This window comes from Nocardiopsis sp. JB363 (assembly GCF_900143625.1).
In the GTDB taxonomy this organism is placed as follows: domain Bacteria; phylum Actinomycetota; class Actinomycetes; order Streptosporangiales; family Streptosporangiaceae; genus Nocardiopsis.
On the sequence record NZ_FRFF01000159.1, the window covers coordinates 1 to 1,669 of the forward strand.

Annotated in this window: 2 protein-coding genes; both read right to left on the reverse strand. The window is 67.6% G+C overall.

The window, feature by feature from the left end; genetic code table 11:
- Positions 1 to 224: 224 nt before the first annotated feature.
- The gene (rnhA, locus tag BQ8420_RS24780; protein WP_087101706.1) at positions 225 to 704 is read right to left on the reverse strand and encodes a ribonuclease HI; all 480 of its coding nucleotides are present in this window, start codon (positions 702 to 704) and stop codon (positions 225 to 227) included.
- Positions 705 to 872: 168 nt separating this feature from the next.
- Positions 873 to 1,550 carry a GlxA family transcriptional regulator gene (locus BQ8420_RS24785; protein ID WP_087101708.1) on the reverse strand — a complete coding sequence of 226 codons (678 nt, stop codon included), beginning with the start codon at positions 1,548 to 1,550 and terminating at the stop codon, positions 873 to 875.
- Positions 1,551 to 1,669 lie beyond the last annotated feature (119 nt).

Below are 1,669 nucleotides of genomic sequence, written 5' to 3' on the forward strand. Positions count from 1 at the left end.
CTCCTGACAGCGCGTGGTGAGACCGACGAGGCCGAGCACTGGTACCGACGCGCCGAAGAGGGCATGCGGCACGTGTGGGATGACTCCAAGGGCTTCCGTTAGTGCGGGTGCCGTTACGCCCACCGCACCCGCCCGATGTGCACCGCCTGCCAACGACGCCGAACGACAAAAAAAAGGGGGTGGGCGACCACCGGGCCACCCACCCCACACGTGCCATTCCCCTTTTACCCGGCCGCGGCCGCCGCCTCGTCCCGCCCGCGCCGGGCGAGTTCGTCGGCGTGCTCGTTGCCCTCATCGCCGCTGTGGCCGCGCACCCAACGCCACTCGACCTCATGTCGCGTGGCCAACTCGTCCAGGCGCTGCCACAGGTCCACGTTCTTGACCGGTTTCTTGCTCGCGGTGGTCCACCCCCGCTTCTTCCACCCGTGCACCCAGGTCATGATGCCGTTGCGCACATAGGACGAATCGGTGTGCACCACCGCCGGCACCGGACGTGTCAGGCTCTCCAACGCCTGGATGGCGGCCATCAACTCCATCCGATTGTTGGTGGTCTGGGCCTCGCCCCCGTACAGCTCACGCTCGTGCTCCCCATAGCGCAACCACACACCCCACCCTCCCGGACCGGGGTTGCCGCTGCAGGCCCCGTCGGTGTAGATGACCACGCTCTGTGTCGAGGTCTGCTCGACCTGATCCCCGTTGTGCATGCCGGGCAATCTACCGCCCCCGAAGGTCACGAAAAGGCCACACACCCCATGGAACAAGCCGCATTCAGGGCCACTTAACCCAAATGGAGCCCCGCAGGCCTCAAGAAAAGGCCACAGAGACGGACAATGGCACCCTGAGTGCTCATCCCACCGTCCAGATCCGCACGGTCACGACCCGCTACCCGTCGCATCCATGCCCACGTCCGTGGTGGCGAAACGCCGACGGAACTCGGTGGGGGTCGACCCCAGATGACGCACGAAGACACGACGCAGGGTCTCATCACTGCCGAACCCGCTACGCCGAGCCGCCGAGGTCACCCCCGACCCCTCCAACAAGAATCGCTGCGCCAGGTCCAAACGCACCCGCTCCACCCAACGAGCGGGCGTGGTGCCCAACTCCGCGTGGAACAACCGACTCAAGTGCCGAGGGCTGACCGCCGCCACCCGCGCCATCGACGGCAGATCGTGCTCGGCACGGGGGTCGGCCCGCACCGCCTCCACCACCCTGCGCAAGGGACCCTCGCTCACCGAAACCGGGACCTGCCCACCGAACTGGGACTGCCCACCCGGACGACGCAGGTAGACCACGAGTTCCTGTGCCACACCGCGCGCCACCCGCGCCCCGTGATCCTCCTCCACCAACGCCAGCGCCAAATCGATACCGGCACTGACCCCCGCAGAAGTGATGAAACACCCATCTCGGACATGGATGGCGTCCGGACGCACCCGCACACCCGGATACCGGCGAGCCAACGCGCCCGCGTGCCGCCAATGCGTGGTCGCCCCACGCCCCTCCAACAACCCCAAACCGGCCAGCACGAAGGCACCCGTGCACCTGTCTCTTATTCACATCACCGAGCCCACGAGACGGAGCTACCGCTCGTATGCCGTCTTCTGCTTGAAAAAAAAATGGGGGGGGGGGGGGGGGGGGGGGGGGGGGGGGGGGGGGGGGGGGGGGGGGGGGG